The organism is Caulobacter sp. GW821-FHT10C03, from assembly GCF_059415485.1.
Map to the genome: position 1 here is coordinate 90,591 of NZ_JBWKNI010000019.1, position 15,607 is coordinate 106,197.

The window sequence follows — 15,607 nt, forward strand, 5'->3', positions numbered from 1 at the left end:
ACTTGAAGCGCGCTAGTCTGCCCGACGGCGCGGGGGCGCGACCAGGAGACCATCGATGACGTCCCGCAAGAGGGCGGTCGGCAAGACCTTCGGGGCCGGCCTCTCGGCCCTGGCGCTTCTGACCGCCGTCATGGCCCCGATCAGCGCGGCCCACGCCCAGGACGGCGGCATCTCACTGATCCGCGACACCGAGATCGAAGAGATCCTGCATCGCGACGCCGACCCGATCTATGCGGCGGCGGGCCTTGATCCCAAGACCGTGCGCATCCTGCTGGTCGGCGACAAGGAGCTGAACGCCTTCGCCACCCAGGGCCTGATGATGGGCCTCAACACCGGCCTGATCCTGCAGACCGAGACCCCCAACCAGCTGAAGGGCGTCATCGCCCACGAAAGCGGCCACCTCGCCGGCGCCCACCCGCTGCGCTCCGACGAGATGATGAAGGCCGGCCTCAAGCCAATGATCCTGACGATGGGCCTCGGCGTCCTGGCCGCGCTCGCCGGCGCGCCCGACGCCGGCGCGGTGCTGTTCGGCAACGCCAGCTACTTCGGCACGCTGGGCGCCTTAGGCTACAGCCGCGAGCAGGAATCCCGCGCCGACCAGGCCGGCGCCAACTTCCTGGAAGCCACCGGCCAGTCGGGCCGCGGCCTCGTCGAGTTCTTCGACAACTTCCGCTACCAGGAGGTCTTCGACCAGTCGCGGCGCTTTGCCTATTTCCGCAGCCACCCGCTGTCGTCCGACCGCATCGAGGCCCTGCGGGCCAAGGTCGAGCGTCTGCCGCACTACGACGCCGTCGACAGCCCCGACGAGCTGGCCGAGCACGAGATCATGAAGGCCAAGCTGGAGGGTTTCATCAACCCGCAGACGGCCCTCATCAAGTACCGCGAAAGCGACCGCGGCTTCCCCGCCCGCTACGCCCGCGCCATCGCCTACTACCAGATGAAGGAGCCCGACCGGGCCCTGCGCATCCTCGACGACCTGATCGGCGAGAACGAGAAGAACCCCTATCTCTGGGAGCTCAAGGGCCAGATCCTGTTCGAGTTCAACCGCGTGGCCCTGGCCGAGGAGCCGCAGCGCCGCTCGGTGGCGCTGAAGCCCGACGCGGCCCTGCTGCGCATCAATCTGGGCCAGACCCTGATCGGCCTCGACGATCCCAAGAAGGTCGAGGAAGGCGTCGGCGAGCTCAAGCGCGCCCTGGTCAACGAGAGCGACAACGCCGTGGCCTGGCGCCTGCTGGCCCAGGCCTACGACAAGCAGGGCAAGGACGGCGACGCCCGCCTGGCCACCGCCGAGCAGTACTTCAACCTGGGCGCCGTCCGCGAGGCCCGGGTGTTCGCCATGCGCGCCCGCGAACTGCTCAAGAAAGACACCCCCGAGTGGCGGCGCGCCACCGACATCGTGCTGGCCTCCAAGCCCAGCGACCAGGACCTCAAGGCGCTCGCCAAGGAGGGCCTGTTCGGCCACTGACCTCCCGATACTTCCGCATCAAGACTTCCGCATAGAGACCTGAATGCCCCTTCGCCGTCCCCTCGCCTTCGCCGCCGCCGGCCTCGTCCTGTCGATCGGCATGGCCGCCTGCAGCCAGCCCCAGACCGCCGGCAAGGCCGACACGCCCAAGGTCGACGAGGCCTTCGGCAAGAAGGTCCGCGCCTATCTGCTGGAGCATCCGGAGATCCTGCTGGAAGTCAGCGCCCGGCTGCAGGAGAAGCAGCTGGCCGAGGCCTCGGCCAAGTCGCAGGGCGCCATCGCCAAGCACCGCCAGGCCATCGAGCGCGACCCGCGCGACTTCGTGGCCAACCCGAACGGGACGATCACCGTCACCGAGTTCTTCGACTACAAGTGCGGCTACTGCAAGCTGGCCGCCCCGCAGATCCTCGAGATCATCGAGAAGAACCCCGACGTCCGCTTCGTCTTCAAGGAGTTCGTGATCTTCGGCCACACCTCCGAGGTCGCCGCCCGCATGGCGATCGGCGCCCAGGACCAGGGCAAGACCCTGGCGGTCTACAAGGCGATGATGGAGGAGAAGAGCCTCGACGACGCCGCCGTCGATCGCCTGGCCAAGGCCGCCGGCGTCGATGTCGCCAAGGCCCGCGCCGCCGGCCAGAGCGCGGCCGTCACCCAGCAGCTGCAGGACATCCAGGGCCTGGCCCAGACCCTGGCCATCGAAGGCACCCCGGCCTTCATCGTCGGCGACAAGATGATCCCGGGCGCCGACATGAACGCCCTGAAGCTGGCCATCGAGGAAGCCCGCCTGGCGGCCAAGAAGAAGGGCTGACGCCAGGCGCGTACCAGGCGGCAGGAGTCGCCCGGCGGTCGAAACGGCGCGGCAAGCTTTGCCGCTCCGGCCGGGCCTTGCCGCGACACGTCGCCGCAACCTTTTGAAATCTTTGGTAACCGCCGTGCGAGCCCCGCTTGCACGGCGTTTGCTTTGCATCTCCCGCCAGATCCTCGGCGGGAGTTCCCATGCTTGTTTCAGGTTCCAGTTCCTGGTCGATCCTGTCGACCGCGGCCGCCGATCGCGTCAACGGCGCGACCGCCCAGTTCGCCTCCGCCACGTCGGACCTGAGCGGCGGCTCGGCCAAGCAGGAGCTCTACGACTACGCGTCCAAGTCGCCGGCCGAGAAGATGCGCGCGGCCATCCTCGGCAAGCTCGGCCTCACCGAGGAGCAGGTGGCCGCGATGGACCCCAAGGAGCGCCAGAAGGTCGAGGACCAGATCAAGCAGATGATCAAGGACGAGGTCACCCAGCAGGCCGAGGAGAAGAAGGGCGTGCTGGTCGACTTCAAGGCCTAAAGCCCAAGATCCTCCCCCTCTGGGGGAGGTGGCCGCGAAGCGGACGGAGGGGGGCGTTTTCAGCTAGTGCTGAACCGGCCAATTTCCCGGTCACTCCCCTCTCCGTCGCCTTCGGCGACACCTCTCCCACAGGGAGAAGGCCTTTGTTCCCTAGATCAGCCCCGCCAGCGGCGAGCTCGGATCGGCGTAGAGCCGCTTCTGCATGCGCCCGGCCAGATAGGCCTCCCGACCGGCGATCACCGCGTGCTTCATGGCCTTGGCCATGCGGATCGGGTCCTTGGCCTCGGCGATGGCGGTGTTCATCAGGATGGCGTCGCAGCCCAGCTCCATGCCGATCGCGGCGTCCGAAGCCGTGCCGACGCCGGCGTCGACCAGCACCGGCACCTTGGCGTTCTCGATGATGATCCGCAGGTTGACGCGGTTCTGGATGCCCAGGCCCGAGCCGATCGGCGCGCCCAGCGGCATGATCGCCACCGCGCCGGCCTCTTCCAGCTTCCGGGCGTAAACGGGATCATCCGAGCAGTAGACCATGACCTGGAAGCCGTCGGCGACCAGCAGCTTCAGCGAGCGCAGGGTCTCTTCCATGTCCGGGAACAGGGTCTTGGGGTCGGAAAGGACCTCCAGCTTCACGAGATCCCAGCCGCCGGCCTCGCGGGCCAGGCGCAGGGTGCGCACGGCGTCCTCGCCGGTGAAGCAGCCCGCCGTGTTCGGAAGATAGGTGAACTCGGTCGGCTTGACGTAGTCGACCAGCAGCGGCTGGCTCGGATCGGTCAGGTTCACGCGGCGCACCGCCACGGTGACGATCTCGGCCCCGGCCGCGCGGGCGGCGGCGGCGTTAGTCGCATAGTCCTTGTACTTGCCGGTGCCCACGATCAGGCGCGAGCGGAAGGTGCGGCCGGCGACGGTCCAGGTCTCGTCGGCGTCGACGGTCTGGACGGCGGATTCGGGGGAGACGTGCGCGTTCATCCGGCCGGTTTACGCCTGGGCAGCCTGGGATTCAAATCCGTAGAGACGCGGGGGTGATCAGCTGCGGGAATTGCCTGGCTTCCACCGGCCTTGACCACCCCTCCTCCGTAAAATCCCCGCGAAAGCGGGGACCCAGGCTTTTTCCGTTCCCTCTCCCCTTGCGGGAGAGGGTGGCCCGCGTAGCGGGTCGGGTGAGGGGTCTCTCAAAACCATCCGCCACTCAAAGCCCTTCCCGTCGGCGGATGGGGGAAGGGTTGGGATGGGGGTGACGGCGTATCCGCCTGCACGGCCTCATCGAACCTGACCGCCGCAACACCCCCAACCCCGGCCCTTCCCCCATCAAGGGGGAAGGGAGAAGAAGGGTTGAGGGGGATAGAGCGCTGCCAATCCCCGTCGAGCTCAGACCAAACCCCAACCAATCCACCCCCTTACAACTTTCCCATCGCTCTGGATCAGACGCGCTCAAACCCGCCGCATAATAACCCCGTCTCGCCGCACCGAAGGGGCGCGCGGCCAGCGACCATGCGGCGGCGGGATGCGATCGAGCGGGACTGGGGCGGATTGGGAAGATCCGTCGCGTCCGGGGACCTGGCGCTGGCCAGGCCCGCCCGCCGTCGGCTTGGGCGAGGATTACAGAGCACCCCTCTCCTCGCCGCCGCTTGAAAGGGAAACCTCGAAGGCGGTCCTGGTAAGGCGTTAAGAGCGCCGCCGCCCGGGAAGCCGGCAGCCAAACGACCGCGCGGAGCGTCTAGGCTTCGTCGAAACGGTAACAACACAAAGCACCTCCGGGCGTCGCCCGGGCGCTCCGCTCCCCTTCATCAGCTCAGCGGTTCACCGCGTGAGGCGCTTACCCGTTCCCTCTCCCCTTGCGGGAGAGGGTGGCCTCCGAAGGAGGTCGGGTGAGGGGTCTCTCAGAACTCGAAGCCGCGTGCGGCGGTCAGGCCGGGCGAGGCGTCCAACGTTTGAGAGACCCCTCATCCGACGGCTTCGCCGCCACCTTCTCCCGCAAGGGGAGAAGGACGCTCCCAATCACCCCCCGCCAATAAAGGTCACGATCTCGATCCGATCCCCGTCGGCCAGCGCCGTGTCGGCATAGAGCGAGCGCGGGGCGATCTCGAGGTTGCGTTCGACCGCCACCTTGCGTGCGTCCAGGCCGAGGGCGGCCACCAGGTCCGCGATGCTGGCGACGCCGTCGAATTGGCGGTCTTCGCCGTTCAGTAGAAGTCTCATCTCACCTCCGAAGCGAGGCATGCTTGTGACGCGAGGGAACCGGCTATACAAGACCTCCGGAATCGACGGCGGAGCCGAATGGTCAAACCGATCCATGTGCTGAGCGGGCCCAATCTCAACCTGTTGGGAACGCGGGAGCCCGAGATATACGGCAAGGACACCCTGGATGACGTGCGCAAGCGCTGCGAAGCGCGGGCCGCGGCCAAGGGGCTTTCCGTCGTTTTCCGGCAGAGCAATCACGAAGGCGTGCTGATCGACTGGGTGCAGGAAGCTCGCACCGAGGCCAGCGCCCTCGTGATCAATCCGGCGGGTTATGGACACACCTCCATCGCCCTCCTCGACGCCCTGAAGACCTTGAATATCCCGGTCATCGAGTGTCACCTGTCGAACCCTGCGGCGCGGGAAGAGTTCCGTCGCCACACCTTCGTTTCGCTTGCCGCGACGGGCCTGGTCTCGGGCTTCGGCGCGGCAAGCTATGAACTGGCCATCGAGGCCGCCGCCGGACTGATCAGCGCCGACTGACGTCCGCGCTCCCGGCCCAGAACCATAAGGTACGATTTCAATGTCCACTCCGAAGGCTCCCGAGACGGTCGAAACCCCGTCGATCGACGCCCGCCTCGTCCGCAAACTCGCCGACATCCTGAAGGACACCGGCCTGAGCGAGATCGAAGTCGAGCATGCCGGCCTGAAGATCCGCGTCGCCCGTGAACTGACCGTCGCCCCGACCGCCTACGTGCAGGCCGCTCCGGCCGCCGTGGCCGCGCCGCTGGCCGCCCCGGCCCCGGTCGCCGCGCCCGCCGCCGAAGCCGCCGCCGCTCCGGCCGCCGCTCGTGGCGACGCCGTGAAGTCGCCGATGGTCGGCACCGCCTATCTCTCGCCCCAGCCGGGCGCCGACGCCTTCATTAAGGTCGGCGACACCGTCAACGCCGGTCAGACCCTGCTGATCGTCGAAGCCATGAAGACCATGAACCCGATCGCCGCGCCCAAGGGCGGCAAGGTCGTCGAGATCCTGATCAGCGACGCCCAGCCGGTTGAGTTCGGCGAGCCGCTGGTCATCATCGAGTAAGCGCGATGTTCGACAAGATCCTCATCGCGAACCGGGGCGAGATCGCGCTCCGGGTTCACCGCGCCTGCAAGGAAATGGGCATCGCCACCGTGGCGGTCCACTCCGAGGCCGACTCCAACTCGATGTGGGTGCGCCTGGCCGACGAAAGCGTCTGCATCGGCCCCGCCCCCGCCGCCAAGAGCTACCTCAACATCCCGTCGATCATCGCCGCGGCCGAGATCACCGGCGCGCAGGGGATCCACCCGGGCTACGGCTTCCTGTCGGAGAACGCCCGCTTCGCCGAGATCGTCGGCGCGCACGGCTTCACCTTCATCGGTCCCAAGCCCGAGCACATCCGGATGATGGGCGACAAGATCACCGCCAAGCAGGCCGTGAAGGACGCCGGCATCCCGGTCGTTCCCGGCTCTGACGGCGGCGTCTCGACCGAGGAAGAGGCCTTCGAGGCCGCCGACAAGATCGGCTTCCCCGTGCTGATCAAGGCCGCCGCCGGCGGCGGCGGTCGCGGCATGAAGGTCGCCCAGACCCGTGAGGACCTCGCCGAAGCCGTCTCGACGGCCCGCGCCGAAGCCCGCGCCGCCTTCGGCGACGACACGGTCTACATGGAGCGCTACCTCCAGAAGCCGCGTCACATCGAGCTGCAGGTCATCGCCGACAGCCACGGCAACGTGGTGCACCTGGGCGAGCGCGACTGCTCGCTGCAGCGTCGCCACCAGAAGGTCCTGGAAGAAGCCCCCTCGCCGGCCCTGTCGGCTGAAGGTCGCGCCAAGATCGGCAAGGTCGTGGTCGATGCGGTCAAGGCCATCGGGTATCTCGGCGTCGGCACCATCGAGTTCCTGTGGGAGAACGACGAGTTCTTCTTCATCGAGATGAACACCCGCCTGCAGGTGGAGCACCCGGTCACCGAGGCTATCACCGGCATCGACCTGGTGCGCGAGCAGATCCGCATCGCCGCGGGCCTGCCGCTGTCGTTCACCCAGGACGACGTCGTGTTCGAAGGCCACGCCATCGAGTGCCGCATCAACGCCGAGAACGCCCGCACCTTCACGCCCTCGCCGGGCACGGTGACGGACTTCCACGCGCCGGGCGGCCTGGGTGTTCGCCTCGATTCGGCGATCTACACCGGCTATTCGATCCCGCCCTACTACGACAGCCTGATCGGCAAGCTGATCGTCCACGGCCGCGACCGCGAGGAGTGCATCGCGCGCCTGAAGCGCTGCCTGGGCGAAATGGTCGTCGGCGGCATCGAGACCACGATCCCGCTGTTCCAGGACCTCCTGGTTCAGCCCGACATCCTGGCCGGCGACTACGACATCCACTGGCTGGAACGCTGGATCAAGTCGCAGGGCTGAGGCCTTAATGTCTTCGCCGGCTCCCGCGCACCGGGAGCCGGCGGATGACGCTCAGAGCGTGATAGCCGAAAGTGGATGCCGGTTTCGGCGGCGATCACGCTCTAAAGGCTCAAGGATCGACTGACCGCCCATGGACGACGCCTTCGGCCTCGACGACCTCGTCGCCTGCTACGAGCGCGGCGTCTTCCCCATGGCCGACGCGCGCCATGACGAGCGCCTCTTCCTCATCGACCCGCAATGGCGCGGCGTGCTGCCCCTCGAGGCCATGCACGTGCCGCGTCGTCTCGCCCGCACGGTCCGCGGCGAGCCGTTCGAGGTCCGCGTCGACACCGCCTTCGACGCCGTGGTCGAGGCCTGCGCCTCCTCACGTCCGGGCCGGCTGGAGACCTGGATCAACGCCCCGATCCAGAAGATGTACGGCATGCTCTACGCCGCCGGCCGCGCCCACAGCGTCGAGTGCTGGCAGGACGGTCAACTCGTCGGCGGGCTCTACGGCGTCTCGCTGGGCGCGGCCTTCTTCGGCGAGAGCATGTTCTCGACCGCCCGCGACGCCAGCAAGGTGGCGCTGGTGCATCTGGTCGGCCGGCTGCTGGTCGGCGGCTACAAGCTGCTCGACACCCAGTTCATCACCGATCACCTGGCGCAGTTCGGCACGCAGGAGATCTCGCGCGCCGACTACAAGCGCCGGCTGTCCAAGGCGCTCTCGGCGCAGGCGGATTTCTACTTGCTGGGGCCTTCGGCGACCGGCGTCGACGTCTTGCAGGCGATCAGCCAGGCGTCATAGACCGGATGCTCCAACGGGTTCAGGCCCGGGGAGCTGGCGTACATCCAGCCCTTGAACACCTGCCGTCCGGCCGGCGCGGCGCGTCCCGGCAGGGCCTTGGGCTGGGTGTCGATGGTCAGGTAGGCGATCTGGTCCGGCGCGACCTCGTCTGAAGCCGTGGCCTCGCAGGCCCGCACGGTGAAGACCAGGGTCTTGTAGCGGATCGGCTGCCCCACCGGGACCTCGAAGCGCATGGTCTCGGTCGTGACCTTGTCCAGCGCCTGGATGATCGCCACGCCGTAGCGACCGCGCTTGGCGGGTTCGGCGGGCTTGGCCGGGGTCTGGGCGACCGGCTTGGCCGGAACCGGCTCGGCGGCCGGCGGCGGCGAAGGCTCGGGCGGCGGCGCGGCGTTGGTCGGCGTCGCCTGCTGGACCGGCTTGGGCGCCGGCGCGACCGGGGCGGGCTGAGCCACCGGCGCGGTCGTGGCCGCGGGCGGCTGCTGCACGGGCCGCGCCTGCTGCGGAGCGGCCTGCAGCGCCCAGGCGGCGCCGACGGCGAACGGAAGCGCGGCGACCAGGATCGCCGCGCCCTGCAGGCTGCGCCGCTTGAGGCTCATCTTATTCCGGCGACCAGGACTGGTAGTCGCTGGTGGCGACGGCGCGCTCGCCGCCACGGCCGATGGCGCCCTTCGGGCGCCAGGCGTGGACGGTGCCGGTGAGATTCGGCAGGTGGTCCTTCTCCCATGCGCGACGCGGCAGCGGGGCCTGAGTCGGCAGCTCGTCGAAGGTGTAGTGCAGCCAGCCGCTCCAGTCGGGCGGAACCTTGGAGGCCTCGGCGTAGCCGTTGTAGATCACCCAGCGACGCTTGCGCTCGTCGTAGCTGTCCTTGTTGTCGCGGGCTTCGAAGTAGCGGTTGCCGAACTCGTCCTGGCCAACAAACACGCCCCGACGGGAGATGTGGAAGCGCTGACCCAGGGTCGCTCCGTTCCACCACGTGAAGATCGCTTTCAGCACTGCGCGGCACCCAATCTGGCAAAGGCCTTCGCGACCGAAAAAGCGCGGCGCGAAGCGGGCGGACTATAGGTCGCCGCGCCGTCAGCGTCCAGCCGAGGCGATACGAAGCCGCACTTCAAGATGTTGTGGACAGCGCTGTGCACAGCCCCAACATCTATTGATGGTTACCGACCCACGGTTTAGGGTTGACACCATGACGAAGCACCCGCCGCGGAATCGGCCCATGCGCTTTGAACGACTCTTCACCGGACGAGCGCCGGAAATCGACCTGCGCGAGATCGAACGGCCCGACCGTCTCGTCGAAACCCTGGCGCCCCTGGGCTGGCCCGACGCCCGCGTCGAGGCCTGGCTGGACTGGGCCGATATCGCCGCGCCGGGCGAAGCCGACTCCGAATCCGTCCTCGACGGCGCCCCCGAACGCTACGCCGCTCGCCTGACACAGGCGGGCCGCGCCGCCGGCCTGTTCGCCTCGGAAGACGACGCCCGGTCGTTCGCCGCCGACCTCGTCGACAGCCTGCTCGCGGGCCTCGCCGCCCCGGCCGGTCCGGGCGCCGCCCTGCCCGCCCCGCTGCACGTCGCCGCCATCGAATTCCGCGCCGCCGCCGCCGAGCACATCGGCCAGGCCCGCGCCGGCCGCCTCGCACAGGAAGCCGCCGCCCAGCTGGAAGCGGCCCTGATCGCCGTCGCCGACGCCGTCCTGCGCTGCGAGGGCGACGCCCGAGCCTGTTCCGACCCCGGCCGCAACGTCGCCCTGGCCCGCGCCGCCCAACGGGCCCGCGCCGCCGGCGCCAGCGACGCCAGCATCGCCGACGCCATCGCTTCGGCGGGCGCAGCGGGCTTCTCGAACCCGCTGCCCGAACCCACCAAGCCGTCGCCGCTGCTGGCCCTGGCCGAGCCGGCCGACGTCGCCGCCGGCGACGAAGCCGCCGCCCTCGCCGCTCGCGCCAGCTGGGAGACCGGCCAGATCGTCCTGGCCCTGTCGCCCGCCGACGCCGATCACCTGTCCGCCGGCCACGCCGCACGCGCCGCCGTCAACGCCGCCGCCTTCCTCGGCGACGAAGGCTTCGACATCGCCGGCTTCCGCCACGTCGTGCGCCTGTGGGCGATCGCGCTGGAGCTGGAACGCCCCATCAACGGCGCCGCGGCCTTGAGCCTGGCCGGCGTCGGCGACTGGCTGCTGGCCCAAGGCCTTTCGCCCGCGACGTCCGCCGGTCGCGACGCCGCCGCAGCGCTGTGGGCCCTGGCCGCCGGCGAGGCGCTCACGGCCTCCGCCGAAGTCGCGGGTACGCTGGGAGCCGCCGAGACCTTCACGGCCGACCAGCAGCGCGTCATGGACGCGCTGGCCGAACGTGCGGCGCACGCCGCCAAGCTCGACGCGCTGCTGGCGGCTGAGGCCGGTGCCGCGATGGATCGCGCTCTGACCGCCGTGCGCGCCCACGGCCTGCGCGGAACGGGCGTCGTCGCCGCGTTCGAAGACGCCGAGACAGCTCTGCGCCTGGGCGCCCGTCCAGGTCTCGATACGGCCTGGAGCCTGATCCAGGCCGCCGAGACCCTCGATGGCGTCGCCGTGCGCCAATTCTCCGGCGCCGCCCAGGCGGCCCTGCGTTCCGTCAGCGCCGACCTCGACGCCGCGCGCCTACACGCGCTTGGCGCAGGATCGCTGGAGGAGGCCCAGGGCCTCGACCATCGCGCCCTGGCGGCCGTCGGCTTCACGGGCCACGAGATCACGCTTGCAGAGAGCGCCCTGCGGTCCACCGGCGACCTGCGCGCAGCGTTCGCGCCGGCCGTGGTCGGCGCCGACTTCCTCAGCGACGTGCTCGGCGCGCCCGCCGAGGCGCTCGCGGATTCCGCCTTCGACACCCTGGCCTTCGCCGGCTTCGCGCCAGAGACGATCGCCGCCGCCCAGGCCCACGCGGTTGGAACCGGCCGCATTCACGACGCGACGGCCCTGGCGCCGGAAGCCCAGGCCCTGTTTCGCGCTTTCGAGGCGCCGGGCCAGGCTGACCGCATAGCCTTCACCGCCGCCGTCGAGGCCTTCGCCTGCGCGCCGTGGCCGCTGGCCCTGATCGCGCCGTTCGACGCCCGCCCGGCCGACCTGCTGCGGCTGCAGGCCTCGGCCGCCCGCGCCGGCGTTCGCGCCCTGAAGCTGTCGCGCGCCGCCGCCCCGGCCGACTTCACGCTCGACCTGCCCGAAGCGCCCGCCGAAGCTCCGCGCGCCAGGCCTCCCGAGCCAGTCGTCACCGAGCGGGTGGTCGAGAAGGTGGTCGAGCGCCGGCGCGAGCGCCGCAAGCTGCCCGACCGCCGCAAGGGCTACATCCAGAAGGCGGCCGTCGGCGGCCACAAGGTCTATCTGCACACCGGCGAGTACGAGGACGGCGAGGTCGGCGAGATCTTCATCGACATGCACAAGGAAGGCGCCGCCTTCCGCTCGTTGATGAACAACTTCGCCATCGCCGTGTCGCTGGGCCTGCAGCACGGCGTGCCGTTGGACGAGTTCGTCGACGCCTACGTCTTCACCAAGTTCGAGCCGGCCGGGCCGGTGACGGGCAACGACTCGATCAAGTCGGCGACCTCGATCCTCGACTACATCTTCCGCGAGCTCGGGGTTTCGTACCTGGGCCGAGACGATCTAGCCAACGGCGACCCGCAGGAGTTCAACGCCGACGGCCTGGGCCGGGGCAAGAACGCCGAGACCGAGGACGAAGCCGACGAGCCCGCGCCGCTGCCGGCCTCGAAGTTCATCTCCAAGGGCTTCTCGCGCGGCGCGACGCCGGACAACCTGGTCTTCGCCGCCTTCGGCCGCCGCAAGGACGGAGAAGCCAAGGCCAGCGCGCCGGCCGACCAGGCCGACATCTGCCCGGCCTGCGGCGACGTCGCCCTGAGCCGCAAGGGCGGCCTGGTGGTCTGTGAAAGCTGCAACGGCCAGGCCGAACGGCCCTCCCCGCGCGGCTAACGCCCAGTTTCTGGCGCGAGGCTTGCTGCGATGACGGCAAGCCTCGTATGTGGCTCCTCTCATCGCCTAGGACGCGTGCCGAAATGAAACCGCTGGCCCTCCTCGCCGCCGCCGCGCTGTCGACCCTGGCCCTGGCCGGTCCCGCCCTGGCGCAGAACGCCGGACAGATCGAGCGCGTGCGCCGCGGGGCCGACTGCCCCAAGTGCAATCTCTTCCAGGCCGACCTGTCGGGCCTGACGTTGAAAGCCAAGAACCTGGCCGGCGCCCGCCTGCGGCAGGCCGACCTGTCGCTGGCGGTGATGGGCCGCACGCGGTTCACCGGCGGCGACCTGCGCGACGTCAACGCCTATGGCGGCGTCTTCGGCGGCGCCAGCTTCGCCCGCGCGAACCTGACCAACGCGACCTTCGTCGGCGCCTATCTGGAAGGAGCCAGCTTCGCGGGCGCCGACCTGTCGGGCGTCAACTTCTCGGGCGCCGAGCTCGACCGGGCCACGGGCCTGACGCAGGCGCAGTTGAACCGCGCCTGCGGCGACCCGTCGACGACCCTGCCGCGCGGCCTGTCGATTCCGCGCTGCCGCTAGGCCTCAGCGCACCGGCAGCATCAGGTGCGCGTAGGGCGTATCGGGGAACATGACGTAGGGCTTCGACGTATCCGGACGCGCGCCGCCAGGATAGCCGGCCAGCATGCCCGGCGCGCCGACGACCATGACGTGCGGACCGGTCTTGACCCAGGGATCCCCGGCCATCGGCTTGGTCGCGTAGGGGTCGAGGTTGCTGGGATCCGAGCCGCCCTTGAGCATGTAGATGAAGCCCGGCTTGCCTTCCGGCGGCGGCTTGCGGCCGAACATGGCGCCCGCCCATTCCATGGCGTTGGCGTCGGCGCACATGGGATCGACGCCCGGCGTCGTCGGGATGTCGGGCATGCAGGTGTAGCCGTTGGTCCCGTCGCGCAGGTGACGCATCGAGCCGTCGGCGGCGAAGGTCATGATCGCCGCGTCCTTGCCGATGGCCGGCGGGGCGGCCGACATGGCGCTGGCGATGATCTTCTGGTCGGCGGCGGATGGCGGCGCGGCTTGGGCGACCGTCACGGCGGACAGGCAAAGAGATAGCGCTAAAGCGGTCCTGAACATCGGGAACCCTCCCTGGGCGCACCCCCGATAGCGGCACCATAGCACGAAAAAGCCCTCCGAGCCGAACGGCCGGAGGGCTTTGTCTTTCAGGCGCTTGCCCCGAGGTCCTTAGACCTTGATGGGGGGAGCCGTGCGGATGTGCAGCTCCTTGAGCTGCTTGTCGAGCACGTTGGCCGGGGCGTTCATCAGCAGGTCCTGGCCCTGCTGGTTCAGCGGGAAGGCGATGACTTCGCGGATGGCGACCTGCTCGGCCAGCAGCATGACGATGCGGTCGATGCCGGGGGCCAGACCGCCGTGCGGCGGCGCGCCGTAGCGGAAGGCGTTCAGCATGCCGCCGAACTGCTCCTCGACCACTTCCGGGCCGTAGCCGGCGGTCTCGAAGGCCTTGAGCATGATCTCGGGCTTGTGGTTCCGGATCGCGCCCGAGCACAGCTCGTAGCCGTTGCAGACGATGTCGTACTGGTAGGCGCGGATGGTCAGCGGGTCCTGGGTCTCCAGGGCCTCCAGACCGCCCTGCGGCATCGAGAACGGGTTGTGCGAGAAGTCGACCTTCTTCTCATCCTCGTTCCATTCGAACATCGGGAAGTCGACGATCCAGCAGAACTTGAACTGCTCCTCGGCGACCAGCTTCAGCTCGGTGCCGACGCGGGTGCGGGCCAGGCCGGCGAACTTGGCGAACACGGCCGGATCACCGGCCACGAAGAAGGCGGCGTCGCCTTGGCCAAGGCCCAGGCTCTCCATCAGGGCCTGGGTGGGTTCACCCAGGTTCTTGGCGATCGGGCCGCCCCACGCGCCCTGGTCTTCCGACCAGAAGACGTAGCCGAGGCCCGGCTGGCCTTCGCCCTGGGCCCAGCTGTTCATGCGGTCGCAGAAGGCGCGCGAACCGCCGGTCGGGGCCGGGATGGCCCAGATGGCGTTCTTGGCGTCGGCGCCGAGGATCTTGGCGAACAGGCCAAAACCGCCGTCACGGAAGTGCTCGGAGACGTCGGCCATCTTGATCGGGTTGCGCAGGTCCGGCTTGTCGCTGCCGTACCAGGCCATCGACTGGGCGTAGGTCAGGCGCTCGAAGCCTTTGTGCTCGAGCGTCGCGCCGAAATCGTTGGTGAAGGTGTGGGTCTCGCTGATCGGCGAGACCGGCTTGCCCGAACCGAACTCCTCGAAGATGCCGTGCATCACCGGCTCGATGGCCGCGAACACGTCTTCTTGCGTGACGAAGCTCATCTCGACGTCGAGCTGGTAGAATTCCAGCGAGCGGTCGGCGCGCAGGTCCTCGTCGCGGAAGCAAGGGGCGATCTGGAAGTAGCGGTCGAAGCCCGAGACCATCAGCAGTTGCTTGAACTGCTGGGGCGCCTGCGGCAGGGCGTAGAACTTTTCCGGGTGCAGACGCGAGGGCACCAGGAAGTCGCGCGCACCTTCCGGCGAGGACGCCGTCAGGATCGGCGTCTGGAACTCGTTGAAGCCCTGGGCGAACATGCGGTTGCGGATCGACTGGATCACGCGCGAACGCAGCACGATGTTCTTGTGCAGGGTCTCGCGGCGCAGGTCGAGATAGCGGTGCTTGAGGCGAATTTCTTCCGGATAGTCCGGCTCGCCAAAGACCGGCAGCGGCAGTTCGTCGGCGGTCGACAGCACTTCGACGTCAGTGACGCGGATCTCGATCTCGCCGGTCGGCAGGTTGGGGTTCACGACGCTGGCGTCGCGGGCCACGACCTGGCCGTCGACGCGGATCACGCTCTCGGCGCGCAGGCGCTCGACGATGGCGAAGCCCGGGGTCTCCGGGTGCAGCACCAGCTGGGTCAGGCCGTAGTGATCGCGCAGGTCGATGAAGACCAGGCCGCCGTGGTCGCGCTTGCGGTGGATCCAGCCCGACAGACGCACATTGGCGTTGGTGTCGCTGGCCCGAAGAGCGCCGCAGTTATGGGTGCGATAGGCGTGCATCGTGGTCATGAAAGGCTTTGAAACGCGTTGATTTGCAAGGCGCGGAAAGGCGCATGCGGGGGCGTTTATGTCAAGGATTCTGGCAATCTTGTTCCTTCTCCCCTTGCGGGAGAAGGTGGCGGGCGCCCCCCTAGAAACCTCCCCCTCTGGGGGAGGCGGCCAAAGGCCGGTGGGGGGCCGGTTTCAGCTTCCGGGGCGGCGGCTGGTTTCGCAGTTACTCCCCCCCACCGATCGCTGCGCGATCGCCTCCCCCAGAGGGGGAGGTTCCTTGAGGCACGGCTTCTCGTTCTCCCGCGCGAAGGCGCGTTAGGTCGGGGAGGCGCGGAGCGGCCGGGCGGAGCCCGGAGACCGTATGGTTTGTTTGCGTTTCGGCTTCGTCAGACCGCTCCGCCGCACCGTAGGCTCGA

15 protein-coding genes are annotated in these 15,607 nt (G+C 69.0%); 9 read left to right on the forward strand and 6 right to left on the reverse strand.

The window, feature by feature from the left end; all coding sequences use genetic code 11:
• Positions 1-55 precede the first annotated feature (55 nt).
• The 3 genes from AC07NG_RS20795 (at position 56) to AC07NG_RS20805 (ending at position 2,791) form a co-directional block, all read left to right on the forward strand.
• Positions 56-1,465 (forward strand): M48 family metalloprotease, encoded by a 1,410-nt coding sequence (locus AC07NG_RS20795; RefSeq protein WP_494596084.1) that lies wholly within the window; start codon positions 56-58, stop codon positions 1,463-1,465.
• Positions 1,466-1,508: 43 nt separating this feature from the next.
• Positions 1,509-2,273 carry a DsbA family protein gene (locus AC07NG_RS20800; protein WP_487289411.1) on the forward strand — a complete coding sequence of 255 codons (765 nt, stop codon included), beginning with the start codon at positions 1,509-1,511 and terminating at the stop codon, positions 2,271-2,273.
• 188 nt (positions 2,274-2,461) lie between these two features.
• Positions 2,462-2,791: a hypothetical protein gene (locus tag AC07NG_RS20805; protein WP_494596086.1), complete on the forward strand. Its 330-nt coding sequence runs from the start codon at positions 2,462-2,464 to the stop codon at positions 2,789-2,791.
• 150 nt (positions 2,792-2,941) lie between these two features.
• Here the strand turns inward: AC07NG_RS20805 and AC07NG_RS20810 are convergent, their stop codons facing one another.
• Together AC07NG_RS20810 and thiS are read right to left on the reverse strand one after the other, a co-directional pair.
• On the reverse strand, positions 2,942-3,757 hold the full coding sequence (locus tag AC07NG_RS20810) for a thiazole synthase (protein ID WP_110119826.1): 816 nt from the start codon (positions 3,755-3,757) through the stop codon (positions 2,942-2,944).
• Between the two features lie 1,029 nt (positions 3,758-4,786).
• On the reverse strand, positions 4,787-4,987 hold the full coding sequence (gene thiS / locus AC07NG_RS20815; RefSeq protein ID WP_058346516.1) for a sulfur carrier protein ThiS: 201 nt from the start codon (positions 4,985-4,987) through the stop codon (positions 4,787-4,789).
• A 78-nt stretch (positions 4,988-5,065) separates the two neighbouring features.
• Between thiS and AC07NG_RS20820 the strand changes: the two genes are divergently transcribed.
• From AC07NG_RS20820 to aat, 4 genes are all read left to right on the forward strand, one after another.
• Positions 5,066-5,509, forward strand: a complete 444-nt coding sequence (locus AC07NG_RS20820; protein WP_110133346.1) for a type II 3-dehydroquinate dehydratase — start codon at positions 5,066-5,068, stop codon at positions 5,507-5,509.
• Positions 5,510-5,549: 40 nt separating this feature from the next.
• A complete protein-coding gene (gene accB, locus AC07NG_RS20825; RefSeq protein WP_492855455.1) occupies positions 5,550-6,053 on the forward strand; it encodes an acetyl-CoA carboxylase biotin carboxyl carrier protein in 504 nt (167 codons plus the stop codon).
• A 5-nt stretch (positions 6,054-6,058) separates the two neighbouring features.
• Positions 6,059-7,402 carry an acetyl-CoA carboxylase biotin carboxylase subunit gene (gene accC / locus AC07NG_RS20830; RefSeq protein WP_492855456.1) on the forward strand — a complete coding sequence of 448 codons (1,344 nt, stop codon included), beginning with the start codon at positions 6,059-6,061 and terminating at the stop codon, positions 7,400-7,402.
• A 130-nt stretch (positions 7,403-7,532) separates the two neighbouring features.
• Positions 7,533-8,186: a leucyl/phenylalanyl-tRNA--protein transferase gene (gene aat / locus AC07NG_RS20835; protein ID WP_492855457.1), complete on the forward strand. Its 654-nt coding sequence runs from the start codon at positions 7,533-7,535 to the stop codon at positions 8,184-8,186.
• On the opposite strand, the gene AC07NG_RS20840 is transcribed toward aat, so the two are convergent.
• Positions 8,123-8,782: a DUF2155 domain-containing protein gene (locus AC07NG_RS20840; RefSeq protein WP_494596088.1), complete on the reverse strand. Its 660-nt coding sequence runs from the start codon at positions 8,780-8,782 to the stop codon at positions 8,123-8,125. The two genes, aat and AC07NG_RS20840, sit on opposite strands and share 64 nt — an antisense overlap.
• A 1-nt stretch (position 8,783) precedes the next feature.
• A complete protein-coding gene (locus AC07NG_RS20845; RefSeq protein WP_492855459.1) occupies positions 8,784-9,179 on the reverse strand; it encodes an NADH:ubiquinone oxidoreductase subunit NDUFA12 in 396 nt (131 codons plus the stop codon).
• A 223-nt stretch (positions 9,180-9,402) separates the two neighbouring features.
• On the opposite strand from AC07NG_RS20845, the gene AC07NG_RS20850 reads away from it, so the two are divergent.
• Both AC07NG_RS20850 and AC07NG_RS20855 read left to right on the forward strand, forming a co-directional pair.
• Positions 9,403-12,132 (forward strand): TSCPD domain-containing protein, encoded by a 2,730-nt coding sequence (locus AC07NG_RS20850; RefSeq protein ID WP_494596090.1) that lies wholly within the window; start codon positions 9,403-9,405, stop codon positions 12,130-12,132.
• 83 nt (positions 12,133-12,215) lie between these two features.
• Positions 12,216-12,713, forward strand: coding sequence for a pentapeptide repeat-containing protein (locus AC07NG_RS20855; RefSeq protein ID WP_487288650.1), 498 nt, complete (start codon positions 12,216-12,218; stop codon positions 12,711-12,713).
• A 3-nt stretch (positions 12,714-12,716) separates the two neighbouring features.
• Here AC07NG_RS20855 and AC07NG_RS20860 read toward each other — a convergent pair whose 3' ends face one another.
• Positions 12,717-13,262, reverse strand: coding sequence for a hypothetical protein (locus AC07NG_RS20860; protein WP_492855461.1), 546 nt, complete (start codon positions 13,260-13,262; stop codon positions 12,717-12,719).
• 108 nt (positions 13,263-13,370) lie between these two features.
• Positions 13,371-15,209 (reverse strand): aspartate--tRNA ligase, encoded by a 1,839-nt coding sequence (gene aspS / locus AC07NG_RS20865; RefSeq protein ID WP_492855462.1) that lies wholly within the window; start codon positions 15,207-15,209, stop codon positions 13,371-13,373.
• Between the last annotated feature and the right edge of the window lie 398 nt (positions 15,210-15,607).